The organism is Streptomyces sp. NPDC046881 (assembly GCF_040645015.1).
Classification (GTDB): Bacteria; Actinomycetota; Actinomycetes; order Streptomycetales; family Streptomycetaceae; genus Streptomyces.
In genome coordinates, this window is sequence record NZ_JBEYXJ010000015.1 from 20,285 (window position 1) to 42,363 (window position 22,079).

Here is a 22,079-nt window from a genome sequence, read left to right on the forward strand (position 1 = left end):
CGATGGCCGGGATCCGCCGGATCAGACCTTGCGCCAGCGCGCGTTGCACCAGGAGAAGACGCCGAACGCGGCCAGGCCCAGCGCGACCAGGGCGAGCAGCCACGGCCCGGCCGGCAGGTCCCGGAACCCGCGCAGGGTGTCGTCCATGCCCCTGGCCTTCCCTGGCTGGTGCTGGACGGCGGCGACGACGGCGAAGACCCCGGCCGCGGCGAAGACGACACCGCGGGCGCTGCCCCCGGTCACGCCGAGGGCTTCCACGACCTTGCGGGTCCTGGCGGACATGTCGTGGGTCCGCAGGTGCTTGCGGAACGTCCGCCGCACGGCCCGTACCGCCACCCACAGCCCCGCGATCACGACTCCGGCACCCGCGACGCCGAGGAGCCACTGGCCGCCGGGCCACTCCAGCACCCGGGCCGTGACGTCGTCGGACTGCCGGTCGGAGGACCCGCTGCCGCTGCCCCGGTCCCCGGCCGCGTAGGCGAGCACCGAGTACGACACGAAACAGTAGAAGACGAAACGGAACAGGTCCGCCGCCCGCCGGGAGAGCTTGGACCCGTCGGGTCCCGGCCCGCCGAACACCGCCTCCGACAGCCGCCACACCGCCATCCCGGCCAGTCCGATGCCCACGATCCACAGCATCGCCGACCCGAACGGCCGGCCGGCCAGCTCACCGAGGGCGCCACCGCGGTCGGCCTGGTGTCCGCCGCCGTCACCACCGAAGGCGATCTGCAGTGAGATGACCGCCACGAGTACGTAGATCAGCCCGCGTGCCGCGAAGCCCGCCCGGGCCGCCACGGCCATGGCCGTGCTGTCCGCTGCCCGGCGCGCCCCGAACCGTCCCCGCAGTGCCCATGAGCGTGCATTCATATACCGCCGATGCCCCCACACCGCGGTCCGACACCTGCCCACCGCGGCACGTCGGCGGCATCCCGCAGGGACCCGTCCCGCGCCCGGGGCAGGGGGGATCGACGAGTCAGCGGTGGCGGAGTGTGAGCAGGCGGCCGCCGAGCAGCACCGCGCACGCCCCCGCGGTCAGCAGTCCGCCGACGAGGAAGGTGCCCCGTACACCGGCGAGCGGCAGGACCAGCCCGCCGAGTGCGGCACCCGCCGCGATGCCGGCGTTGTAGGAGCCGGAGTTGGCCGCGAGCGCGATGTCCGTGCGGCCCGGCGCGCAGTGCAGCATCGCGTTCTGGGCCGTCATGAACACCGGCCCGAGCGCACCGCCCATCAGGACCAGGCCCAGCACCGCCGCCACCGGATGCGCGCCCGCCGCGTACAGGGCGAACATCCCTGCGGCCTGCGTGGCGACGGCCGTGGTCAGCGCGGAGTGCGGGAAGCGGTCCAGCAGGGCCGCCGTGAGGCTCACCCCGGCCAGGCACGCGACACCGAAGACCGCGAACAGGGCGCTGACCGTGTTCGCCGGGAACCCGCTGACGGTGCCCAGGAACGACACCAGGTAGGTGAACCCCGCGAACGCCCCGGTGGCGGACAGGAATCCCGCCGCCAGCACCGTCCCGAACCGGCGGGCGTCGGGGCTGCTCGCGTAGGCCGCGGGCTCCTCCTCCGGACGCGAGGTCGGCAGCAGGACGGCGATCGTCACCAGGGACGCGAGCCCCAGTACGGCCAGCAGCGCGACCGGCACCGGCCAGCCGCCGCGCCGGCCCAGCCACGTGCCGACGGGCACCCCGAGCACCAGGGCGAGCGAACCGGCGACCGACAGCGCCCCGACCACCCGCCCGCGGACCTCCGGCGCGAACAGTCCCACCGCGACCGGCCCCATCACGGCCCAGAACAGCGCCTGGGCCAGCGCGGTGAGCAGCCGCGCCACGAGGAGCAGCCAGTAGGACGTGGCGACTGCCGCGACCACACTGGACACGACCAGGGCCGCCAGCAGCCCCGTGAGGACATGACGGCGGGGGACCGCCCGCACGGCGTGGGCGAGCGGCAGCGAGGCGACGGCCACCGTCACGCCGTAGCCGGTGACCAGCAGACCGACCGTCGACAGCGACACCCGCAGGCTCTCGGAGATCAGTTCGAGAAGGCCGACCGGCAGGTTCTCCGCGGTGTTGAAGGTGAAGGCGGCCAGCATCAGGGCCCCCAGCACCGCGGCCCCGTGCCGGCGAGCCGGCCGCGCCGTGACCTCGCGGTCGCGTCCCGACCCGGACCGCCGCGCCTGTTCGGTGACACCGCCCATGGACCCACCTCAACGGCCGAACCGTTCCCGCCGCAACCGAATTGCGGCCCACGGCACCACCGCGGAACCGTCCCCGGACGACGGCGCTCGTCCGTATGCCGGGCGCATGTGCCAACTGTGCGCCAACCGCCCCGGCGCGCCTTCCCGTTGAGATCCGTGCGGTATGGTACGAGCTGTTTGGTTTAATTTTCAGCTTGGGGGAGGGTCCATGGCTCAGCAGGAGCGAGCTGTCCGGACCCGACGCGCTGTTCTGGAGGCCGCCGCGGCCGTCTTCGCCGAACGCGGCTACGCGGCCGCCACCATCGCCGAGATCCTCAACCGGGCCGGCGTCACCAAGGGCGCCCTGTACTTCCACTTCGACTCCAAGGCGGCCCTCGCCCGAGGCGTGCTCCAGGAGCAGATGCGGACCGAGTACCACATCCCCCGGGAACTCAAGCTCCAGGAGTGGGTGGACGCGGGCATGACCCTGGCCAAGCGGCTGCCCCAGGAACCCATACTGCTCGCCGGGGTCCGGCTCTCGGCCGACCTCCAGGGCCACGACGTCCTCGGCAGTGCCTGGCCGGCCTGGGCCCGGCTGACCTCGTGCGTCCTGACGGAGGCCAAGCAACGCGGCGAGGTGCTCCCGCACGTCGTGCCCGAGGAGACCGCCCAGGTCTTCCTCGGCGCCTGGATCGGCGTGCAGTTCGTCTCGCAGGCCGTGGCGGGCTGGGCCGACCTCGACGAGCGGATGTCGGCGCTGTACGGCCACCTGCTCCCCGCGATCGCCGCCCCGGCCGTCCTCGTCCGCCTGGACACCGCCCCGGACCGGGGCGCCCGCGTGATCGCCGAGGTCCACGAGAAGTCGGCGTCCCTCGCCGGCGTCCCCGGCTGACTCGTTCCCCCTACGGCCGCCTCCCGCGCGGCGCGACAGGCACACCCGCCGACGCGTACCAAACCGCTGAGACGGTTTATGTCCCACCCGGCCGACGGCGAACGGTCGGCCCGTTCGGGGGCGCTGGCGGCCGTGGCATCGTCACCGTCGTCCGTACGATCACGTCCCACCGGAAGGGCACGGGCCGCGATGACCGACTGGGAGTGGGACGAGACGCTCTTCGCGGGCACGGCCCCCTCCTACCAGCAGGGCCGGCTGCCGTACGCGCCCGGGCTGGTGCGGCGGCTCGCCGAGGTGCTCGCGGCCGACGGCACCGGACGCCTGCTCGGCGTGGGCTGCGGACCCGGCACGGTCACCCTGCCGATGGCACCCCTGTTCCGCGAGGCCGTCGGCGTGGACCCGGACCCCGGCATGATCGCCGAGGCCGAGCGCCGGGCCGCCGCCGCGGGACTGGCCGCGCGGACCCGCTGGCTACGGCTGCGTGCCGAGCAACTCCCCGCCGACCTCGGCACGTTCACGGTCGCGGTCTTCGCCCAGTCCTTCCACTGGACGGACCGGGAGCGGGTGGCGCGGACCGTCCTCGGCATGCTGGACCCCGGCGGCGCGCTGGTGCACCCGGCCGACCTGAAGACCGAGACCCGCACCACCGAAGGCCAGCCGTACCCGGCCGTGCCCTACGCGGACATCGCCGACCTGGTCACGCGGTACCTCGGCCCGTCCGCCGGGCCGGGCAGGGCCTGTTGCCGGACGGCACACCGGGCGGCGTGGCGGCGGTGCTCGCCGGGGCCGGGTTCGCGGGACCCGAGCGGCACGTCGTCCCCGGCGGGGAGGCCGTGGTGCGCACGACGGACGACGTCGTCGCCTGGACCTTCTCGATGTCCTTCTCCGCCCGCACCTGTTCGGCCCGCACCGCGAGTCCTTCGAGGCGGACCTGCGCCGCCTGCTCGGCACCACGTCCCCGCCGGGCCGGTTCGCCGAACGCCTCCCGAGCACCGAGGTGTTCGTCTGGCGCCGGCGTCTCCCGTGAGCCGCCCGAGGCCACCGGGGAAGTCCACCAGCAACGCGTGGAGCACGCCCTGTGACCACGACATTCCAGCCCCCGGCCGGCCGGCGTGGGCTCAGGGCCGGCCGCCGCGCTCCAACGGGATCCGCTCACCGGCCTCGACCGCGACCGGCAGCCGGTTCTCGGCGGGCGGCAGCGGGCAGGTCGCCAGGTCGGTGTAGGCGCAGGGCAGGTTCGCGGCGCGGTTGAAGTCGAGGGTGACCGAACCGTCGGGGCCGGGCGCGGCGATCTGCAGGGAGCGGTTCGCGGCGTACGTCGTCACGCCCGAGGTGGTGTCGGTGAACAGCACCATGAGGCCGCCGGGCGCCGAGCCGTTGAACGCGGTGAGACGGTGGCGCGCGCCGGCCAGCTCGAACTCGACCTGGCCGGGGGAGTCGTAGACGTGCTCCAGTCCCTCCACGGCGGCGCCGACCGTGACGGGCCGGGGCTCCGCGAAGGGCAGGAAGCGGCCGGTGACCACCCAGCGCGGGTCCGGTTCGTAGGCGGGCGTGTAACGGAACGCGGTGCGCAGCGCGTTGCCGGGATGGCGGGGGCGCAGGATGTCGTGGCCGCCGCGCCGGGCGACCTCCAGCACGGCGTCGCCCCAGCCGGCGTACCGGCTGTCCCGCTCGGGGACGACCCCGAACGCGTACCGGCCGCGCACCACCGTTCCGTCCACGGTCAGTTCCTCGCCCTCGGCCAGCTCGACCACCACCCCGTCGGCGGTCGCCGACCAGGCGCCGGGGGCGTCGGAGAACCGCTCCGGTTCGGGACCGAGCCAGTGCAGTCCGGTGATGGCGAGGAAGCCGTGCGGTCCGGCCAGTACCTCCTCCTTGGCCCGGTGCCACTCCTCCCACTGCTTGGCGAAGTCCGCTCGGTCAATGCCCTGCACGGTCATGTCCGCTCCCTCGGTACGGTGCTGCCGGTCGGGTCCCGCCCACCTGCCAACCACCGCACCCCACCGGTTCATCCCATCCCGTCGGCCGACTTCCCGCCGATCTCCCGCGCGGCAGCCCTCCGTTGGCGGGCCGTTCACCGTCTGGCCTCGGCTTTGTCCGGAAAATTGGCCGGTTTGCCTGTCCGGCCCCCACCGCGCGCGTCTCGTGCGGGAACGCGTGTTCACGGTCACTAGGATGTGAGACCAAGACAACCATGCGACCGGCCCGTTGGATCCGGGCCGGTCGGGTCGCCGATGCCAGGGACCGCTCCCCGGGCTGCGGTGATCTTCCTTCCCAGGAGGACCCTCCGCATGTTCCGACGAATAGGCAACGCCGTCGTCCGTCATCCCATTTGGACGATAGTGGCGTGGCTGATCGCCGCGGTGGCGATTGTCGCCACCGCCCCGAGCCTGCCCTCCAACAGTGACGAGAGCAGTTTCCTGCCCAAGAGTTACGAGTCCATCAAAGCGGCGGATCTCCAGCAGAAGGCGTTCCCCAGCGCCTTCACCCCGTCCGCGATCGCGCTCTACCAGCGCACCGACGGCGGCAAGCTCACCGCCGCCGACCAGAAGGACGTCGCCCGGATCACCACCCAGCTGGGCGACAAGCACATCGACCAGGTGCAGAAGGTCATCCCCGGCCAGCCGTCCAAGGACGGCAGGTATGCCCTGACCCTGGTGCAGATGGACAGCAAGAACGCCGGTCAGCCCAAACAGGCCGACGCGGCGAAGGAGTTGCGTGACGAGGCCAAGAAACTGGCCAAGGGCACCCATCTTGACGTCAAGCTCGGCGGCTCCGCCGCGCAGGCGCTCGACCAGCAGGACTCGTCCAAGCGCGGCGAGGCGTTGATCGGAATCGGTACCTTCGTCATCATCCTGGTGACGCTGCTGATCATCTTCCGGGCGCCGCTCCTCGCCATCCTGCCCCTGGTGCTGATCGGACTCGTGTCCGCCGTCGCCAACGGGCTGATCGCCTACGCCACCAAGCTGTTCGACCTGGAGGCCAACAGCTCGATCTCCTCCATCCTGATCGTCGTGCTCTTCGGTGTGGGCACGGACTACTTCCTGTTCCTGATATTCCGTTACCGCGAGCGTCTGCGGGCCGGTGACGAACCCAAGCTGGCCATGATCAACGCGGTGGGCCGGGTCGGCGAGGCCATCGCCTCGGCGGCGGGCGCGGTCATCATCGCGTTCCTCGCCCTGGTGCTGTCCACGCTGGGCTTCCTGAAGCAGATGGGCCCGGCGCTCGCCATCGCGGTCGGTGCCACCCTGGTCGCGGGCCTGACCCTGATCCCCGCCGTGGTCTCGCTCATCGGACCGAAGGTCTTCTGGCCCTCGAAGTCCTGGCAGAAGGAACCGCAGAACGCCCGCTTCGCCGCCCTCGGCCGGGGCGTCCAGCGCCGCCCGGCGCTGACCGCCGTCGCGTCCGGACTCGTCCTGCTCGCCCTGTCGACCGGCATCCTCGGCTACAAGGCCACCTTCGACCTGGCGTCCGGCTCCATGCCCAAGACGAAGGAGTCGATGGTCGTCCAGGACGAGATGCAGAAGGCGTACTCGGCGGGCGCCGCGGCACCCACCGACGTCTACCTGTCCAGCACCGACGGCAAGCCGCTGCAGCGGGCCGCCTTCGACGCGTACGCGCAGAAGCTCGGCGCCGTGGATGGTGTGGCGAGCGCCCGCATGACCCAGGTGAACAAGGGCGGCACCACCGCGGACTTCACCGTCACGCTCAAGTACGAGGCGTCGACGGACAAGGCGATCGACGCCGTGGGCCGGGTCCGTGACGTCGCGCACTCCTCGGCGCCCGACGGCACCGAGGCCCTGGTCGGCGGCATGTCCTCGATCTACAAGGACATCGACGCGGCGGTCAACCACGACTACCGCACGGTCTTCCCCGTCGCCGCCCTCCTCATCATGGTCATCCTGGGCCTGCTGCTGCGCAGTGTGGTCGCCCCCTGGTACCTCATCGCCTCCGTGGGCCTCGGCTTCGGCGCCACCCTCGGTGCCACCGTGTGGATCTTCCAGGAGGGGCAGGGCCACTCGGGCCTGATGTTCATGCTGCCGGTGATCATGTACCTCTTCGTGGTCGCGATCGGCACCGACTACAACATCCTCATGATCGCCCGACTGCGGGAGGAGGCCCGCGAGGGCCGGGAGCCGCGCGAGGCCGCCGGCATGGCACTCCGGCACGCCGGGCCGACCGTCGCCGCTGCGGGCTTCATCCTGGCGGCGACCTTCGCCACGATGATGCTCGCGGGCAACTCGCTGCTCTCGGAGATGGGCTTCGCGGTCTCCTTCGGCATCGCGGTGGCCGCGTTCGTCATGGCGATGTTCTTCACGCCGAGCCTCACGGCCCTGATCGGCCACGCGGCCTGGTGGCCGGGCCACGGGGACCGGGCGGAGGTGCCGGCCGCCGGCACCGCGGGTTCCGGTCCCGTCCGGGGCGACGAGGAGCGGGACGGCACCGCCCACGATCCCGCCGGGCGCCGCGGCTAGGGTCTTTCTTCCGGATCAAGCCCCGCGACACCGGCAAGATCCGGAAGAGAGGCCCTGGCGGCACGCGGTGTGAGCGACGAGTCCTGCCGGGCCCCGCGGCCCGGCAGGACTTTTTCCTGCCCGCGACCGCGTGCCCGTACGGCTCAGCGGCCGGCGTCCGCCAGCCGGCGCAGGACCTGCACCGCCTGCTCGGCCTGCTCGTACGGCACGAAGAGGTGGTCGTGGTGGAAGCCCGCCACGACGTTGCAGCTCAGGCCCGCGTCGGCGAGAGCCCGGGCGACCGCGGCGGTCAGACCGACCGCGTCCAGCGCGGAGTGGACGCGCAGGGTGATCCACCCGGCCACGTAGTCGTACGCCATCCCGGCCGCGTCCGCGTCCGCCTGCGGCACCACGAGGGTCAGCCCCTCCTGCTCGGCGACCGTGACCACCGGAGAGACCCCGGAGGGCACACCGCCCTCGGCCATGGTGAAGACATAGCGGCCCGGGTTCAGCTCCGGCCGCATGTCGCTCAGGAGTGTGCGCAGATCCGTCTCACCGGTCACGACACCCACCCTAGGAACCCCTGACGGAAAGCCGCCGTGCCACCCTCCGCTTCCTAGTGGCTCGGTCCGGCCGCGTAGGCCAGCGGAGGGGCGATTGCCTGGGCGTCCGCTCCCTCGCCGACCCACAGCGCGATGAACAGCGCGGCGGTCGCTTCCAGCAGTCCCGCACGTTCGAGACCGCCGCCGGCCACGGGTTCACAGCCCACGTCCCGTACCAACTCACGCACACGCACGAGTGCCGTCTCGTCGTCCCCGCAGACCGGAACAGCCAATGGTCGCCCATCGAAGACGGGCGGCCGCATGCGCCACACGTCCTCGTGGCAGAGGTTGAAAGCCTTGACCACATGGGCTCCCGGGGCCGCCGCAGCCAGTTGCTGCGCGGCGGAAGGACCGCCTTCCGTCAGCAGCCGGAAGCCCGGCCCGACCGGATTGGAGCAGTCCAGCACCACCTTGCCCTCCAGGGCCGCGTGCAGGTCCCGCACCACGTCTACTCCCGCCCCGAAGGGCAGCGCGGCCAACACGACCTGACCGGAGGCGGCCGCCGCGCGCAGACTGGCAGGCTTCGCGCTGCCTCCCATGCGCGTCGCCAGCCGCTCAGCCTTGTGTGGGTCCCGTCCCCCGATAGTCACCTCGTGCCCGGCCCGCACCCAGTGGGTGGCGAGCGCGTCGGCCATGTTGCCCGTGCCCAGTACACCGATTCTCATCACGTGGTACCTCTCCGTGCTTGTTTCGACCGTTCGCACCGACGCTAGATGGCCGTGCGGGCACCATTTGGTACGTGACGACCGACGCCTTCCTCGCCGACTGCCGCGCCCGCCTCGCCTTCGACCTGCTCTCCAACACATGGAACGCCGTGGTGCTCTGGGCACTGCGCGACGGCCCCAGGCGCCCGGTCGAACTACGAGAGCGGATCGGGGGCATCAGCTCCAAGGTTCTCACCGAGACTCTGCGCCGGCTGCAGTTCAACGGACTGGTCGACCGGCAGGCAGACGACGACCGCCCATCACGGGTTGAGTACCAACTCACCGCTCTGGGCCGGACCTTGCTGGCACCCATCGACGCCGTCGGTGCATGGGCCTTCGAACACGGCGATGAGGTTTTGGCCGCCCAGGAAGCAGCATGCACTCCCGACCCGCAGTCTCCTCGTCCACCTTGCTAGGTCGTGTATCGAGAGTGGATCTTGAGCCGTGAATGATCTCGGTTCATGGGTCAGGGAGATCTCACGGACGAACCGTGGGCGGTGCTGGAGCCGTTGTTGCCGAAGGGTACGAGGGTCGGGCGGCCACCCGTCTGGCCTCGGCGGCAGTTGATCGACGGCATACGGTTCCGAGTCCGAACCGGTGTTCCGTCGTGGAGACCGGTCGACCGGCCGTCATGGAACCGGACCCGGTGCCAGCCGAGCTCGTCCTGCCGCGCAAGGTCGCCGCGGGACTCCGGGCCGCGCGGTCGAGCGGCTGGACACCCCGCTCCGACGGCTCGCCGTTCGAGCCGCGCCTTTCCGCCGCCGGCTGACCGGGACGGAGCGCCGGAGGGTCCAAGAAATGGTTTGCCGACCCGGTGGCTGTGTGTCACCGTTCGGCCTGGACCGGCAGTTGATCATCGGCGGCCGGTCGATGTCGACATGTCGGCGGCCTCTCGGGGATCCACCGGAGAGGTGACGAAACGATGGGAACCGGTGCCGTGGGGAACAATTACGAGGACGAGTGTCGCCGGTCGTTGGCCGAGGAGCAGGCGAAGAGCCTTGCCGGGACCAACAACTGGGAACATGTGGACAGGGAGCGGGTCCACCAGGACTGGGACGTCCTGTACCGGGAGATCACGGCTTTCCTGGACGGCGGCTCCCTGCCAGGCGACCAGCAGATCCAGGAGCTCGTCCGCAGGCACTTCGACATCGCCTGCCGGTTCTACACCCCCTCCAGGGAGGCTTACGTCGGCATGGCGCTCTTCTACGCCGAGGACGAGGCCATGAGGGCGTTCCACGATTCCTACCACCCCGGGATGGTGGATTTCCTGGGCGCCGCGATCAAGGTGTTCGCCGAGCAGGGGAGCGGGTTCGCCCCCAGCGCAGGGGCCGAGGCTTCGGCGTAGTCGGGCGGCACGGGCCAGGAAGCAGAGACCGGGGTCTCGGGCTGGTACCGAGACAACATCGTGCGTGAGGACGACTTCGCCTGCGTCTTCTGCGGGAGCGATCTGCCAGCGGCGTGGAACGTGGATCCCGCTGCGTGAGACGGCGGGTCACTGCCACTCGTTAATGGTCGCGACGAGGACGGTCGCCTCGTAGCGGACGGCGAGCTTGTCGTATCGCGTGGCGACAGCGCGATGTCTCTTGAGGCGGTTGATCCCGCACTCGACCGCGTGACGCTCGCGGTAGTCGGCCGGGTCGAATCGCGGCGGCCGGCCGCCGCGGGAGCCGAGCTTCCGGCGGTTGCGCGCCTGGTCGGCCTTGTCTGGGATGGTGCAGCGGATCCCGCGTCCGCGCAGATAGGCGCGGTTCTTGCGGGAAGCGTACGCCTTATCGGCCCGCACCCGGTCGGGGCGGAGGCGTGGCCGGCCCGGCCCGGTGCGAGGCACGCGGATCTTCCCCAGCACGGGCTCGAACTGAGGCGAGTCGCCGCGCTGACCGGCCGTGACCACGATCGCCATGGGCTTCTGACCGTGCTCGACAGCCAGGTGCAGCTTGGTGGTGAACCCGCCGCGCGAACGTCCCAGCCCGTGATCGCCGGGCTCGGTTAACACGCCACCCGGTGGTTCTTTCTGCAGGTCATCCTGCTTGTGGGCCCCGGCCGCATGCTGATGAGCTCGGCACACCGTGGAGTCGACGCTCAGGTCCCATGTGATCGCACCTTCCGCGTCGGCCAGGGGCTGGAGACGGGTGAGGATCCGGTGCCAGGTGCCATTCCGCTGCCATCGGCGGAATAGGTCGTAGATCCGGCCCCACGGTCCGTACTCGACGGGCACGTCCCGCCACGGAACACCGGTTCGGACGCGGAACCGTATACCGTCGATCAACTGCCGCCGAGGCCAGATGGGTGGCCGCCCGACCCTCGTACCCTTCGGCAACAACAGCTCCAGCAGCGCCCACGGTTCGTCCGTGAGATCTCCCCGACCCATGAACCGAGATCATTCACAGCTCAAGATCCACTTTCGATACACGGCCTAGAAGGGTCAACCGCATGAGTGCAGACGTCGCCAGCAGATGAGTGCACATCCCAGGGTGAGGAAGGCTTCGTGGATGTCGTCGCGGATCTCCCAGCGGATCCGCAGGCGGCGGAACCAGCGCAGGTGGGCGAATGCGCGCTCGCTTCCCGCCACCGTGCACCGCGCCGGCCGAGCACCTCCAGTGCCGCCTGCCGGGTGCGCAGCGCGTGCGCCAGCTGGATCGTGTCGCTCCCCAGCGCGTTGAGGGACTTCGCCGACACATCCGGGGCGGCGGCCAGCTCGGGTTTGCCGGGAAGAGCAGGGTCGCCGGCGAACAGTCTCGTCGAGCGTGACCGCCCGTCCTGCCCCCGAACCCTCCCCTTCCGCAGCGGCCTTGCGCATACCCACTGGCACACCGCTTCTGCTGTACCTCTCGGCAAGCTTGGACGGGTGATCGAGGCGGGTCGCGTCCCACGGAGTTCGTTCCCCAACGCCGCCCGTGCGTGTGAACTACCGGATCAGCTCACGATGTTCTGGGTTGTTCTCAAGGAAGTTGACGCGTCAATTACGTAAGCTGGACACAAGTCGACAAAGCATCCACCGCTCGCTACGGTCGATTTGTAGGCGTCGCAAGGCGGAATCCACCGGCCCACATGGTTCCCAACGCATCGCGGTGCAAATGCTGTGGTCTGCTCCGGCCGGGTCAAGGCGCCGGGTGCGCGTTCCATCTCGAAGGAGAGGATAGCTATGCGTGCGAAGCGAATCATGGCAGTCCTGGCGAGCCCCCTCGCCGCAGCAGCACTGGCGTTCTCGCCGACGCTGGTGGCGCAGGCGGCAGTCGGTACCGGTCAAGCGTCGACGGTGGTCGCCCCGCAGGTCCCAGAAGCAAAGAGTCCCAGCAAGCAGGGTGCGATAGACGGAGCAGCGGCCGGAAGCAAGGACGGAAAGCACTGCAATTGGGGATTGCACGATAACCCCGAAGCAAAAAAGAGCGCTTATAAGAAGGAGAGGGACTACAAGGCGTACGAGGACGCCTATGAAGCGGCGTACAAGACGGCCTACGAGAAGCTCGACGATACCTGCGACCCCGATGAGTAGTGCTCAGTGCCCGTACGGGTCGCCCACTCGGTGAGAATTGCCGCACGCCACGTGCGTGAGTCCGTCAAGACACTGATCGGCCTTCTGAGCGGCGGGACTCTCGCTCCCGACGTACGCGAAGACGCCACGCTCGTTGCCCCAGTCGACCTGGGCCTGGGCGCCGGGGATCACCTCGAACCGCCGGTGCAGGACCACTCTGTAGAAGTGGTGCTCGGAGACTCCGGAGATAGCCCGCAATGACGATCGACCGTGTCGCCGGCCTCGCGGAGACCCGGCGCGCCCTCGCCGACGGGGACGTGACCTTCCGTGCGCTGGTGGAGCAGGCCCTGGCTCGGATCGAGACCACGCAGCCGACGCTGAACGCCTTCCGGATCGTGCGCACCGAGGCCGCGCCCGGCCGCCCGGGTCCCGGGCTGGCGCCCTGGCCGTCGGATGCGGGCAGTCGCGCACCAAAGCACAGGGACGCACGGTATCACTGGCAGGGCGCGCTCCTGGCGGTCGTCCACGGCCGCGCGCTGGCCGAAGCAACCGAACCAGGTGACTACCTGGCTTTACGCAACTCACGTTGCGACATGACAAGCGTGTCCGCACGGACGTGCGGATAACCGCGAGGCCTCGAGATCCACTGTCACACGGTTCGAGGCCCCGCATGGGAGTTATCCCGCAACCAGCCGCGGTCCTAGGTGTTGCGGGACATGGCGTTGGTGACACAGGCCGATGTCAGTGAAACCAAGATGCTTCGACGGGCATCGGTCGGGTACCGTGCGGGCCATGTCGAGTCCTGAGTCAGACAAGGTGGGGGCTTTCGGTCACGCCGTCAGCCCCTGAACTACTGAGCTCGTAGCCCTGTCGTCGCGCCGCATTCTGCGGCCGGGCGAGCGTGCCCTTGGGGCTGGCCGCGGTGACGAGATGACCTTCTCGTGCTTCTCCTCACCTCGGAGCCACTCGATGCCTCTCCCGCTGTACCTGCTTGCCATGGCGGTTTTCGCCATGGGCACCTCGGAATTCATGCTTGCCGGCCTCTTGCCGGACATCGCCTCAGACCTCGATGTCACAGTCGGGACCGCCGGAACGCTCACCTCGGCCTTCGCGGTCGGCATGATCGTCGGTGCCCCACTTTTGGCCGCGCTTGCCCGCAACTGGCCCAGGCGCGCCAGCCTTCTCGGGTTCGTCCTCGTTTTCGCGGCAGCTCATGCCGTGGGCGCCATGACCACCAGCTTCCCGGTCCTGTTCGCCACCCGGGTCGTCGCCGCGCTCGCGAACGCAGGGTTCCTTGCCGTCGGTCTGACGGCTGCCGCCACGCTGGTCTCACCCGACAAGAAGGGACGTGCGCTGGCCGTGCTGCTGTCCGGCACGACGGTGGCCACGATCGCCGGTGTCCCTGGCGGCTCGGTGCTCGGCACGTTGCTCGGCTGGCGGGCCACGTTCTGGACTGTCGCCGCTCTCTGCCTGCCGGCAGCTCTCGGCATCCTGAAGGGAATCCCAGCAGGACGTGATGAAGATGAGGCGACGGGCAGGCCAGCGTTGCGAGCGGAGCTCGCCCAGCTCACACGGCCGCGGATGATTCTGGTGATGCTGCTCGGCGCGCTGGTGAACGCGGCAACCTTCGGAAGCCTCACCTTCCTCGCCCCCGTGGTGACCGACAGCGCCGGCCTGGGCGAGTTGTGGATCTCTGTCGCTCTGGTGCTCTTCGGCGCCGGTTCCCTCGTGGGCGTCACCGTCGCCGGCCGGCTGTCCGACCGGCGTCCCGGTCCGGTCATCGCAGTCGGCGGCCCACTGCTGCTCATCGGCTGGCCGACCCTCGCGATGCTGGCCAACGAGCCGGTCGCCCTGTTCATCCTCGTGTTCATGCAGGGCGCACTGTCGTTCGCGCTGGGCAGCACGCTGATTACGCGGGTCCTCTACGAGGCCGCGGGAGCCCCCACCATGGCCGGCTCGTATGCGACCGCGGCGCTCAACGTGGGCGCCGCCGTCGGCCCCGTCATCGCTGCGGCCACCCTCAGCACCGAAGCCGGGGACCTCGGGCCGCTCTGGGCAAGCGGACTCCTCGTCGCGGTCGCGCTGCTCATCGCGTTCCCCCTCCTCACCGCCATCACGGCCGGCCGGAGCACCGAGGTGCTCCGGTGAGCCTTCCTCAGCCTCGCTTGCAGCATCATCTGCTGGCGACGGCTGAAAAGCTCCGGCCGCGTCAACCGTTGGCGTCCTGGGCGGCCCTGAAGCCGCGATCTTCGATCACAGGGAAGACCTGCTGCGTGGTGGTGATCCAGTTGTCGATGTCGGCATGAGACGACCTGATGGCGCTGATCAGCGCCTCAACCACGTCCAGCTTCGGCTTACCGACGTTCAGGCTGAGCTCGCCCATCGAGACCTCTCGGTACGACATGACCAGCTGCCACCAGAACCGCATCAGGCATCATCACGAAAGCCGTTGTTGAGGTCAGTCAGGGGCACGTCCAGACAGTAGCAACCACGTTCGCTCACGACGTGGGCACGCCCGCAGGCCCGCCTGGAGCATTCCGTTAGGAGTTCTAAGGGTCGTCGGGCCGGTCGGCCGCCCAGGCGTCCTGTGGGCGGACGGTCGGCATGCCGGGCAGCGCGAGGGACGCGACACCGCCGGGCCTGTGACAACGGGTCCCCGCGAGGCGACAGCCGCTCTGCTGCTCCACAACTCCCGTACGGCGCAAGGCGTTACGGAACCCCCGTCGGCCCACCGCGTTCTCGGAGCGCGGGGCGCATGCTCGTGTGAGCCCTGTATGCGCCCCCTGCCCCGCGACAAGACTGCGCTGTCGGCGGGCGGCGGCCGCCACCGTCCGCCCGTCGTCCGAGCCGAGAAAGGCAGGTGGCCCGCCGTGCTGTTGCGTCTGCCCACGTCCGTGACGGAAGCCCGGGAATGCCTGGCCGAGGGGGCCGTACCGATCGGCGGGGCGACGCTCGTGTGGGCGACCTGGCAGCGGGACGGATTCCCCGAAGCGGCGTTCTCCCTGCGGGAGTTGCCGGAGGCCAACGTCCTGGGGCCGGACACCGTCGGCGGTGCCGTGCTCCTGCACCGGATCGACGCCACCGTGCCGGACGTCCTGCGGCTGGCCGCCGGCACCGTCGGCACCGGTGCGGTGCGGCGGACGGCGACCGTCGGCGGCAACATCGTCGGCAGCACGCTGCGCTGCCTGCTGCCCGCCGCACTCGTCCTGGACGCCCGGGCGACCGTCCTGGAACCCGACGGCGTCCGCGAGGCGGACCTGGCCGAGGTGGTCGCCAAGCGTCCCGTCCTGCTCAGCCTGCGCTGGGACCCGCCGACGGCCTCCGCGTACCGCAAGCTGTCCGGCGAGGTGGGCGGAGCACCGCCCCTCGTCGTGGCCTCCGCGCTGCACGCCCGGATCGGGGCGCCCGACCGTCTGCGCGTCGCCGTACGGGACGGCTACGACGTCCTGAGCGGCACCACCCCGTGCGAGCCCGACGCCGGAGCGACCCTCGACGCGCTGCGCGCCACGGCCCTCGGTGACCTGCCCGCCGCCGCCTGGGACGTCGTCCGGCCCCAGGTCGTCGGCCTCCTGGAGAGCCGCGGCACGGACTGACGCGACGGCCGGCCCGCCGGTCGTTTGCGGTCTCGGCAAAGACGCTGGCCGGTCGGCGCCGTCCTGCCCGAACCTGGCCCGGTACCCGACCCGCGTACCGGAGAGGCGGACGATGACCGTGCCGACGACGTCCCTGGCCCAACCCCCTGCGCTGAGCAGACGCAGACGCTGGACGGTGCTGGCCGTCTGCTGTCTGAGCATGTTCCTGGTCGGCCTGGACACCACCATCGTGAACGTCGGCCTGCCCGCCATCGGGCGCGGCCTGGACGTGGGGACCCGCGGCCTGGAATGGACCGTGGACGCCTACACCATCGTCCTGGCGGGTCTGCTGATCTCCTCCGGCGCGCTGGCGGACCGCTTCGGCCGGCGGCGGGTGTTCCAGTGGGGGCTGACCGTCTTCGGGGTGGCCTCGCTGGGCTGCGCGCTGGCCCCGTCGGTGGGCGTGCTGGTCGCGGCCCGCGCGGTGCAGGGCATCGGCGCCTCCATGCTCAGCCCCGTCGCCCTCGCGATCGTGGTGAACGCGATGCCGGACCCGCGGGAGCGGGCGCAGGCGATCGGCGTGTGGGCCTCGGTGTTCGGGCTCAGCATGGCGGCGGGCCCGGTCACCGGCGGCGCCCTCGTCGCGGGCCTCGGCTGGCGGTCGCTGTTCTGGATCAACGCGCCGGTCATCGTGGCCGCCCTCGTGCTGAGCGCGGTGTTCGTGCCCGAGTCCCGGGCCCGGCAGGCGCGGCGGCTCGACCTTCCGGGGCAGCTGCTGCTGATCGTGACGATCGGGGTGTGGGTCGGCGTCCTCATCGAAGGGCCGCGCATCGGCTGGACGTCACCGGCGGCGCTGGCCGCCTACGCGGTCGCCACGGCGGCCACGGTGGCGTTCGGCCGGCTGGAGTTGCGCCGGGACGAGCCGCTCATGGATCCCCGGCTCTTCCGCGGCCCGGCGTTCAGCGGCGCGGTCCTGGGCGCCGTGGCCGTGTTCGTCGCCCTGAACGCGGCGCTGCTGCTCAACACCCTCTACCTGCAGCACACCCGGGGCTTCAGTCCGCTGGCCGCCGGGACGGCGACCCTGCCCATGGCGGTCGGTGCGACCGTCTGCGCCCCGTGGTCCGGCCGCCTGGTCGGCCGTAGCGGCCCGCGGTTGCCGTTGTGCCTGGCGGGCGGCTTCCTCACCGCCGGCGGGCTGTGCCTGTCCGGGCTCGACCGGGACACGGGCCTCCCGCTGCTGCTGTTCGCCTACCTGCTCATCGGGATCGGGTTCGGCTTCGCCAACGCGCCGATCACCAACACCGCGGTCAGCGGGCTGCCGCCCGCCCGGGCCGGCGTGGCGGGCGCGATCACGTCCACCGCGCGTCAGGTCGGCGCCGCCCTCGGGATCGCCCTCGCCGGCGGCCTGGTCGCGGACACCGGCCCGGCCGGGCTCGCCCACGCCGCCCGCCCGGGCTGGCTCCTGGTGGCCGGCTGCGGGCTCGTCGTACTCCTCGTGGCCCGCGCGGCGGGGCGCACGCCACGGACGCGGGTCTCCGGTACGGCGTCCGTGGCGGGGGCACGCTGAACGCCCGGGGTGTTCGCCGGGCCGCCGGGGGCGTGCCATCGTGGCGGGTATGGCGACGGAACCGGACGTGGCGGTGCTGGTCGGGCTGCAGGCCTCCGGGAAGACCACGTTCTACACGCGGTGCCTGTCCGACCGGTACGCGCTGGTCAGCAAGGACCTGTTCCCGCGCGGTGCCCGGAACAAGCAGCGCCGGCAGATGAGGCTGCTGGCGGAGCACCTGGCGGCCGGCCGGGCCGTGGCCGTGGACAACACCAACCCCTCGCCGCAGGAGTGGGGTCCGCTGGTGGAGGCGGCCCACGCCCGGGGCGCGACCGTCACGGCCTACTGGTTCCCGCCCGACGCGGCGGGTTCCCTCCGGCGCAACGCCGGCCGCGAGGGCCGCGACCGGGTTCCCGACGTCGGCGTCCTGGCCACCCTGAAGCGGCTGCGCAGGCCGACGGCGGCGGACGGGTTCGACGCGGTGCACGAGGTGCGGTTCGACGGGCGGGGCGGTTTCGAGGTACGGCCCTGAACTTCCCCCCGAGAGAGTGGGTTTCCCGGATTCGGCTGTTTTGTTCCCCACCCGGAAACCCCTGGTGAGAGGGGACCGGCGCCGGAAACACAAGGTCGGCGGGGCCTACCGGTTCGACGGCCGACGGGATACCCCTGGAAGGGCGGCCTCCGCCGAGGCCGCTACCCCGTGGAAGGAGTCCGGCCGTGGACGGATGGTACGTGGACGACCGCTGCACGAACTGCGACGTGGCCCGGCAGTTCGCACCCGAGCTGATCGTCGAGGCCGACGGGAAGTCGCGCATCCTGCGCCCGCCGGCCGACGAGGCGGAGAACCGGCGCTTACACGCGGCCGTCTTCGCCTGCCCCACCCGCTCGATCCGGCCGGTGACCGGCCGGGCGGACCAGACGCTGGACCCGTTCCCGATGCCCCTGGACGACGGCGTACTGATCTGCGGGCACAACTCGCCGCACACCGCCGGCGCCAACTCCTACCTGCTCCGGCGGCCCTCCGGCACCAGCATGATGATCGACACGCCCCGCTGGAGCCGCACCCTGGCCGAGCGCTACACGGCCGCGGGCCCCGTCACCGACGTGCTGCTCACCCACCGCGACCACGCCGCACACGGCCGCCGCTACGCCGACCACTTCGGCGCCCGGCTGTGGATCCACGAGGACGACCTCGACGCCGCCCCGGACGCCGACCAGGTGATCCGCGGCCTCGATCCGCTGGAGATCGCCGAAGGCGTCACCGTCCACCCCCTGCCCGGTCACACCCGGGGCAGCGTCCTCTACCTCGCCGACGACCGGTACTGCTTCAGCGGCGACAGTTTCTTCTGGTCGCGTACGACCGCTGATCTGGAGGTCGCCGAGAGCGTGACCTGGTACTCCATCGAGGAACTCGCCGCGTCCCTGGCCAGGACGGCAGGGCGGCTGCGGTTCGAGTGGGTGCTGCCGGGCCACGGGGACCGGCGCCGCCTGCCGGCCGACGAGATGTCCCGGCGGCTGCACGCCCTGGCGGACCGCACCCGCCTGCTGCGCCCGCGCCCGATCGACTTCACAGGGCTCCGCTGGTGAGCACCGGCCGGGCCGTTCGCCGACGGGCCCAGAGGCGCTCGGAGTCGGGGATCACGTGGTGTCCGTCCGGCCGTCCTCATCCGACAGCGCCGCCGGTCACCCCGGCGGCGAGCCGGCGCTGGGCGACGACGAGGAGCGCGGACGCGGGGAGGGACGCCAGGACCGCGGTGGCCATGATGGCGTTCCACTGGTTGGTGTGGGCACCGATGTACTCGTAGATGCCGACGGTGACCGGTCGCACCGTGTCCGTGGTGTTCAGGGTCAGCGCGAAGAGGAAGTCGCCCCAGGCGAACAGGAAGCTGAACACGCCCGCGGTGATCAGTGCGTTGCGGCTCACCGGCAGCACCACCGACCACAGGACGCGCAGCCGCCCGGCGCCGTCCACGCGGGCGGCCTCGACGATCTCGCGTGGAACGGCCCGCATGGCCGCCCGCAGGACGAGGATCGCGAAGGGCACCCCGGCGGTGGAGTCGGCGAGGATCAGACCGGCGTACGAGTCGAGGAGCCCGAGGCCGGTGTAGGCGCCGTACAGCGCGTTGGCCACGACGATGCCCGGCACCATCTGGGTCACCAGGACGCCGAACAGCACGGGAGTGGTGCCCCGGAGCGGGAACCGGGCCAGCGCGTAGGCCGCCGGCACGGCGAGGGAGAGGCTCAGCACCACACTGCCGAGGGCCACGACGAGGCTGGTGAACAGGTTGCGGCCTTGGTCGTGCAGGGCGGTGGTGTAGCCGCTGAAGTCCGGGTGGCGGGGGAACCAGCCCGCCCCCGGGTCGGCGCCCGCCGGTTGCAGGGAGGCGTTCACCATCCAGTACACCGGGAACAGCATCACCGCGAGCAGGGCGACACCGGCGATCGTGGACAGCCGGCCGCGGGTGGGCTTCATGGCACCGTCCTTCAGGCGTTCCGGGCGCGACGGCCGGCGCGCAGGTGGACGAGGGCGAAGACGAGCGAGACGAGGATGAGGACGTTGCCCAGGGCGGCACCGCGTCCGAAGTCGAACTGCTCGAAGGAGAGCGCGTAGGACCGGGTGGCGAGCGTCTGCGTGGCCTCGGCCGGTCCGCCGCCGGTCACCACGAGGATGATGTCGAGGACCTTGACCGTGTAGACCGCGCCCAGCACCAGCACGACGCCGGTGACGGGCCGCAGCAGCGGCCAGGTGACGTGGCGGAACACGGCCAGCGGGCCGGCGCCGTCCAGCTTCGCCGCCTCGTACAGGTGCTCCGGGATGTCCTGGAGGCCGCCGTACAGGAGCGCGGTGTTGAAGGGGACGCCCACCCAGATGTTGACCAGGATCACCGAGACCAGCGCCTGGGAGGTGCCGGTGAGCCAGGGGATGCCGGAGGACACCAGGTGGAGGTCGCGCAGCACCCGGTTGACGACCCCGGAGTCGGTGTCGAGCATCCACCGCCAGGTCGTCCCGGAGACGACCAGGGGCAGCAGCCAGGGCAGCAGCAGGAGCGACCGCAGGACGCCGCCCAGCGGAAACCTGCGCCGGAAGAACAGGGCGATGCCCAGCCCGAGCACGAACTGCCCGGCGAGCGAACCGGCCGTGAACAGGACCGTGGTCAGCAGCGCCTCCCGGAACATGTCCGACGACAGGACGTCCGCGTAGTTGCGCAGCCCCACGAACGGCGCGGTACCGGTGTAGAACGTCGTGGTCGTGTACCGCTGGAAGCTCATCACGACGTTCCTGACGAGCGGGTAGCCGAAGAACAGCAGCAGGTAGGTCAGCGCGGGCAGGAGGAACAGCCACTGCGTGACGCGCTCCCGCAGCCGTGCCCGCCTCCGGTCAGGAGCCGGTCGCGGTCCGCTGCGCACGCCTGAGTGCTTCCTGCGGTGTCTGCTCACCCGTCAGCGCGGCCTGCACCGCGGTGTAGATCCCGGTCGCCGCGCGGGGCCACTCGACGCCGAGCCGGCTGGTGCGGGACCGGGCCCGCTGCACGCTCTCGGCGAACGCGGCCATCGAGGGGACCTCGTGGGCGTACCGGGACGCCACCGCGGAACGGGACGGTACCGTGTGGTACTGCTCGGCCAGGGCCAGCATGTTCTCCGGGTCGTTCAGACAGGCCAGCACCCGGGCGGCCGCGCGCTGCCGGGCCGCGGAGGAGTTCTGCGGCACGGTCCACACCTCACCGCCGAGCGGGGTGACGAGGGTCTGCCCGGGCACGCGGACCGGGAGCGGGGCCACGCCCCAGTGCAGGTGTCCGGCCTTGTTCAGCTCGGAGATCCGCCAGGGGCCGTTGACCATCATGGCCGTCTTCCCGGCCACGAACTGGTCGTGGACGTCGGCCTGCGTCCAGTTCAGCACCGACCTCGACATCGATCCGCTCTCGACCAGATCGACCCAGAGCCGGAGGGCCTGCGCGGCTTGCGGGGTGTCCAGCCGGGTCTCGTCGCCGCCGTTGGACCACAGGAAGGGCAGGAACTGCCAGGTGCCCTCGAAGGTGGCGTTCGCGTCCACCGCCATGCCGTAGCGCCCCGGGCGGGTCAGCTCGGCCGCGGCCGTCTTCAGCTGCGCCCACGTCTTCGGTACGGCGACCCCGGCCTCCGCGAGCATGTCCTTGTTGTAGAACAGGGCGATCGTGCTGACCGTGGGCGCCAGCCCGTACACCTTCCCCTGGTACGTGCCCGCCGACAGGATGCCCTCGGCGTAGCCGCCGGAGTCGACGCCGTACCGGTCCAGCGGCGTCAGGGCGCCGGTCCGCGCGATCTGCTGCACATCCGGGTTGTCGAGCATCAGTAGATCGGGCAGGGTCCGCGAGGACGCCTGCCGCAGCACCTGCGGGACGAGCGAGGCGCCCGGCACGCTCCGGTGCTCGACGGTGACCCCGGCGGCCTTGCCGCAGGCGGTGAGCCGCTCACCCCACTGGGCGTGCTCGGTCGCGTCGGTGTAGTAGTCGAGCGCGGTGATGGAGGTGGCCTTGCCGCCGGCGGACGCGGAGCCGGTCTCGCCCCCGCACCCGGCGGCGGCCAGGACCAGGGCGACGGTGCCGAACAGAGCGGTGAACCGCCGCCCCGACGGTATGGCCGCTGAGCTCATGTGGTGCCTTCCGCGCAAGATCCGGTGCCGCAGG

21 protein-coding genes and 4 pseudogenes are annotated in these 22,079 nt (G+C 71.3%); 14 read left to right on the top strand and 11 right to left on the bottom strand.

Annotated features, from left to right (window positions below):
* Window positions 1-21: 21 nt before the first annotated feature.
* The gene (locus ABZ923_RS10395; protein WP_361469359.1) at window positions 22-801 is read right to left on the bottom strand and encodes a DUF1206 domain-containing protein; all 780 of its coding nucleotides are present in this window, start codon (window positions 799-801) and stop codon (window positions 22-24) included.
* A gap of 172 nt (window positions 802-973) precedes the next feature.
* On the bottom strand, window positions 974-2,089 hold the full coding sequence (locus ABZ923_RS10400) for an MFS transporter (RefSeq protein ID WP_361469542.1): 1,116 nt from the start codon (window positions 2,087-2,089) through the stop codon (window positions 974-976).
* 313 nt (window positions 2,090-2,402) lie between these two features.
* Between ABZ923_RS10400 and ABZ923_RS10405 the strand changes: the two genes are divergently transcribed.
* Window positions 2,403-3,065: a ScbR family autoregulator-binding transcription factor gene (locus ABZ923_RS10405; RefSeq protein ID WP_361469362.1), complete on the top strand. Its 663-nt coding sequence runs from the start codon at window positions 2,403-2,405 to the stop codon at window positions 3,063-3,065.
* A gap of 189 nt (window positions 3,066-3,254) precedes the next feature.
* Window positions 3,255-4,092, top strand: a pseudogene (locus ABZ923_RS10410) (methyltransferase domain-containing protein).
* Window positions 4,093-4,183: 91 nt separating this feature from the next.
* Here the strand turns inward: ABZ923_RS10410 and ABZ923_RS10415 are convergent.
* Window positions 4,184-5,005, bottom strand: coding sequence for a DUF1684 domain-containing protein (locus ABZ923_RS10415; RefSeq protein ID WP_361469365.1), 822 nt, complete (start codon window positions 5,003-5,005; stop codon window positions 4,184-4,186).
* A 351-nt stretch (window positions 5,006-5,356) separates the two neighbouring features.
* Here ABZ923_RS10415 and ABZ923_RS10420 point away from each other — a divergent pair, with 351 nt between their 5' ends.
* Entirely contained in the window at window positions 5,357-7,540 is a 2,184-nt protein-coding gene (locus ABZ923_RS10420; RefSeq protein WP_361469368.1) for an MMPL family transporter, read from the top strand.
* A gap of 143 nt (window positions 7,541-7,683) precedes the next feature.
* Here the strand turns inward: ABZ923_RS10420 and ABZ923_RS10425 are convergent, their stop codons facing one another.
* Window positions 7,684-8,082, bottom strand: coding sequence for an ACT domain-containing protein (locus ABZ923_RS10425; protein WP_361469370.1), 399 nt, complete (start codon window positions 8,080-8,082; stop codon window positions 7,684-7,686).
* Window positions 8,083-8,135: 53 nt separating this feature from the next.
* The gene (locus ABZ923_RS10430) at window positions 8,136-8,786 is read right to left on the bottom strand and encodes an NAD(P)-binding domain-containing protein (protein ID WP_361469373.1); all 651 of its coding nucleotides are present in this window, start codon (window positions 8,784-8,786) and stop codon (window positions 8,136-8,138) included.
* A gap of 74 nt (window positions 8,787-8,860) precedes the next feature.
* Here ABZ923_RS10430 and ABZ923_RS10435 point away from each other — a divergent pair, with 74 nt between their 5' ends.
* The 4 genes and pseudogenes from ABZ923_RS10435 to ABZ923_RS10450 all read left to right on the top strand — a co-directional run bounded on the left by ABZ923_RS10435 (window position 8,861) and on the right by ABZ923_RS10450 (window position 10,170).
* A complete protein-coding gene (locus tag ABZ923_RS10435) occupies window positions 8,861-9,241 on the top strand; it encodes a helix-turn-helix domain-containing protein (protein ID WP_361469376.1) in 381 nt (126 codons plus the stop codon).
* A 45-nt stretch (window positions 9,242-9,286) separates the two neighbouring features.
* Window positions 9,287-9,439 (top strand): annotated as a pseudogene (locus ABZ923_RS10440) (transposase); the annotation flags it as partial.
* Window positions 9,440-9,471: 32 nt separating this feature from the next.
* On the top strand, window positions 9,472-9,594 hold the full coding sequence (locus ABZ923_RS10445) for a hypothetical protein (protein ID WP_361469379.1): 123 nt from the start codon (window positions 9,472-9,474) through the stop codon (window positions 9,592-9,594).
* A 153-nt stretch (window positions 9,595-9,747) separates the two neighbouring features.
* Complete coding sequence (locus tag ABZ923_RS10450) at window positions 9,748-10,170, top strand: TipAS antibiotic-recognition domain-containing protein (RefSeq protein WP_361469382.1); 423 nt, start codon at window positions 9,748-9,750, stop codon at window positions 10,168-10,170.
* A gap of 147 nt (window positions 10,171-10,317) precedes the next feature.
* Here the strand turns inward: ABZ923_RS10450 and ABZ923_RS10455 are convergent, their stop codons facing one another.
* Both ABZ923_RS10455 and ABZ923_RS10460 read right to left on the bottom strand, forming a co-directional pair.
* Window positions 10,318-11,193: an IS5 family transposase gene (locus tag ABZ923_RS10455; RefSeq protein ID WP_361469385.1), complete on the bottom strand. Its 876-nt coding sequence runs from the start codon at window positions 11,191-11,193 to the stop codon at window positions 10,318-10,320.
* Between the two features lie 54 nt (window positions 11,194-11,247).
* Window positions 11,248-11,355 (bottom strand): annotated as a pseudogene (locus ABZ923_RS10460) (IS5/IS1182 family transposase); the annotation flags it as partial.
* A gap of 612 nt (window positions 11,356-11,967) precedes the next feature.
* Here ABZ923_RS10460 and ABZ923_RS10465 point away from each other — a divergent pair.
* From ABZ923_RS10465 to ABZ923_RS10475, 3 genes and pseudogenes are all read left to right on the top strand, one after another.
* Window positions 11,968-12,318, top strand: coding sequence for a hypothetical protein (locus ABZ923_RS10465; RefSeq protein ID WP_361469388.1), 351 nt, complete (start codon window positions 11,968-11,970; stop codon window positions 12,316-12,318).
* A gap of 236 nt (window positions 12,319-12,554) precedes the next feature.
* Window positions 12,555-12,710: pseudogene (locus ABZ923_RS10470) on the top strand (amidase); the annotation flags it as partial.
* A gap of 556 nt (window positions 12,711-13,266) precedes the next feature.
* The gene (locus ABZ923_RS10475; RefSeq protein WP_361469390.1) at window positions 13,267-14,445 is read left to right on the top strand and encodes a Cmx/CmrA family chloramphenicol efflux MFS transporter; all 1,179 of its coding nucleotides are present in this window, start codon (window positions 13,267-13,269) and stop codon (window positions 14,443-14,445) included.
* Window positions 14,446-14,506: 61 nt separating this feature from the next.
* Here ABZ923_RS10475 and ABZ923_RS10480 read toward each other — a convergent pair whose 3' ends face one another.
* Window positions 14,507-14,680 carry a hypothetical protein gene (locus tag ABZ923_RS10480; protein ID WP_361469391.1) on the bottom strand — a complete coding sequence of 58 codons (174 nt, stop codon included), beginning with the start codon at window positions 14,678-14,680 and terminating at the stop codon, window positions 14,507-14,509.
* Window positions 14,681-15,167: 487 nt separating this feature from the next.
* Here ABZ923_RS10480 and ABZ923_RS10485 point away from each other — a divergent pair, with 487 nt between their 5' ends.
* The 4 genes from ABZ923_RS10485 (at window position 15,168) to ABZ923_RS10500 (ending at window position 19,002) form a co-directional block, all read left to right on the top strand.
* Window positions 15,168-15,890 (top strand): FAD binding domain-containing protein, encoded by a 723-nt coding sequence (locus ABZ923_RS10485; RefSeq protein ID WP_361469393.1) that lies wholly within the window; start codon window positions 15,168-15,170, stop codon window positions 15,888-15,890.
* A 112-nt stretch (window positions 15,891-16,002) separates the two neighbouring features.
* Window positions 16,003-17,436: an MFS transporter gene (locus ABZ923_RS10490; RefSeq protein WP_361469396.1), complete on the top strand. Its 1,434-nt coding sequence runs from the start codon at window positions 16,003-16,005 to the stop codon at window positions 17,434-17,436.
* A gap of 49 nt (window positions 17,437-17,485) precedes the next feature.
* Window positions 17,486-17,947, top strand: coding sequence for an ATP-binding protein (locus tag ABZ923_RS10495; protein WP_361469398.1), 462 nt, complete (start codon window positions 17,486-17,488; stop codon window positions 17,945-17,947).
* A gap of 185 nt (window positions 17,948-18,132) precedes the next feature.
* Complete coding sequence (locus ABZ923_RS10500; RefSeq protein ID WP_361469400.1) at window positions 18,133-19,002, top strand: MBL fold metallo-hydrolase; 870 nt, start codon at window positions 18,133-18,135, stop codon at window positions 19,000-19,002.
* A 76-nt stretch (window positions 19,003-19,078) separates the two neighbouring features.
* Here the strand turns inward: ABZ923_RS10500 and ABZ923_RS10505 are convergent, their stop codons facing one another.
* Genes ABZ923_RS10505 through ABZ923_RS10515 form a run of 3 tightly spaced genes read right to left on the bottom strand, consistent with a single transcriptional unit; the run spans window position 19,079 to window position 22,045 of the window.
* Window positions 19,079-19,888 carry a carbohydrate ABC transporter permease gene (locus ABZ923_RS10505; RefSeq protein ID WP_361469402.1) on the bottom strand — a complete coding sequence of 270 codons (810 nt, stop codon included), beginning with the start codon at window positions 19,886-19,888 and terminating at the stop codon, window positions 19,079-19,081.
* Window positions 19,889-19,899: 11 nt separating this feature from the next.
* Window positions 19,900-20,823 (bottom strand): sugar ABC transporter permease, encoded by a 924-nt coding sequence (locus ABZ923_RS10510; protein ID WP_361469405.1) that lies wholly within the window; start codon window positions 20,821-20,823, stop codon window positions 19,900-19,902.
* On the bottom strand, window positions 20,795-22,045 hold the full coding sequence (locus ABZ923_RS10515) for an extracellular solute-binding protein (RefSeq protein WP_361469408.1): 1,251 nt from the start codon (window positions 22,043-22,045) through the stop codon (window positions 20,795-20,797). The genes ABZ923_RS10510 and ABZ923_RS10515 overlap by 29 nt, the downstream gene beginning before the upstream one ends.
* Window positions 22,046-22,079: the final 34 nt, after the last annotated feature.

What these genes read in the sequence shown, in the direction of transcription:
- ABZ923_RS10395 (WP_361469359.1), bottom strand. Translation starts at nt 801, where the DNA reads ATGGCCGTGGCGGCCCGGGCGGGCTTCGCGGCACGCGGGCTGATCTAC.
- ABZ923_RS10400 (WP_361469542.1), bottom strand. Translation starts at nt 2,089, where the DNA reads ATGCTGGCCGCCTTCACCTTCAACACCGCGGAGAACCTGCCGGTCGGC.
- ABZ923_RS10405 (WP_361469362.1), top strand. Translation starts at nt 2,403, where the DNA reads ATGGCTCAGCAGGAGCGAGCTGTCCGGACCCGACGCGCTGTTCTGGAG.
- ABZ923_RS10415 (WP_361469365.1), bottom strand. Translation starts at nt 5,005, where the DNA reads ATGACCGTGCAGGGCATTGACCGAGCGGACTTCGCCAAGCAGTGGGAG.
- ABZ923_RS10420 (WP_361469368.1), top strand. Translation starts at nt 5,357, where the DNA reads ATGTTCCGACGAATAGGCAACGCCGTCGTCCGTCATCCCATTTGGACG.
- ABZ923_RS10430 (WP_361469373.1), bottom strand. Translation starts at nt 8,786, where the DNA reads ATGAGAATCGGTGTACTGGGCACGGGCAACATGGCCGACGCGCTCGCC.
- ABZ923_RS10450 (WP_361469382.1), top strand. Translation starts at nt 9,748, where the DNA reads ATGGGAACCGGTGCCGTGGGGAACAATTACGAGGACGAGTGTCGCCGG.
- ABZ923_RS10455 (WP_361469385.1), bottom strand. Translation starts at nt 11,193, where the DNA reads ATGGGTCGGGGAGATCTCACGGACGAACCGTGGGCGCTGCTGGAGCTG.
- ABZ923_RS10465 (WP_361469388.1), top strand. Translation starts at nt 11,968, where the DNA reads ATGCGTGCGAAGCGAATCATGGCAGTCCTGGCGAGCCCCCTCGCCGCA.
- ABZ923_RS10475 (WP_361469390.1), top strand. Translation starts at nt 13,267, where the DNA reads ATGCCTCTCCCGCTGTACCTGCTTGCCATGGCGGTTTTCGCCATGGGC.
- ABZ923_RS10480 (WP_361469391.1), bottom strand. Translation starts at nt 14,680, where the DNA reads ATGGGCGAGCTCAGCCTGAACGTCGGTAAGCCGAAGCTGGACGTGGTT.
- ABZ923_RS10490 (WP_361469396.1), top strand. Translation starts at nt 16,003, where the DNA reads ATGACCGTGCCGACGACGTCCCTGGCCCAACCCCCTGCGCTGAGCAGA.
- ABZ923_RS10495 (WP_361469398.1), top strand. Translation starts at nt 17,486, where the DNA reads ATGGCGACGGAACCGGACGTGGCGGTGCTGGTCGGGCTGCAGGCCTCC.
- ABZ923_RS10505 (WP_361469402.1), bottom strand. Translation starts at nt 19,888, where the DNA reads ATGAAGCCCACCCGCGGCCGGCTGTCCACGATCGCCGGTGTCGCCCTG.
- ABZ923_RS10515 (WP_361469408.1), bottom strand. Translation starts at nt 22,045, where the DNA reads ATGAGCTCAGCGGCCATACCGTCGGGGCGGCGGTTCACCGCTCTGTTC.